1 protein-coding gene is annotated in these 271 nt (G+C 49.4%); it reads right to left on the bottom strand.

The genetic code is table 11. The annotated features are described in order from the left end of the window. Window positions 1-271: Nif3-like dinuclear metal center hexameric protein (locus B3180_RS02810; RefSeq protein WP_286843026.1), on the bottom strand; the 271-nt coding region annotated here is incomplete at both ends.

Genomic DNA, 271 nt, shown 5'->3' with positions numbered 1-271 from the left:
GGTTCTGAAACCTCACCTGTAATAAAGGCATCAACACCCAGTTGGGCAGCTCTATCAATAAATCCTTGCCCACCGCCGGTACACCAGGCGACTTTTTCAATTTTATGCCCCCCAGTGACACGGCAAACCAGCTGCCGTTTTAGCTTCTCCTCCAAATGAGCTGCCAACTCATCATCGAGCATAGGTTGTTCTAAACGACCTGTGACCAGAGGGCATGCGGGATCAGAAGAGTCGACCGCACCATCGAAATGCCAACCCATTAATTTTGTAA

Origin of the sequence: Idiomarina sp. UBA4206, from assembly GCF_002383015.1 — a bacterium.
GTDB lineage: Bacteria > Pseudomonadota > Gammaproteobacteria > Enterobacterales > Alteromonadaceae > Idiomarina > Idiomarina abyssalis.
Note: the sequence above shows the minus strand (reverse complement) of the source record. Positions and strands in the feature narration are given on the sequence as shown.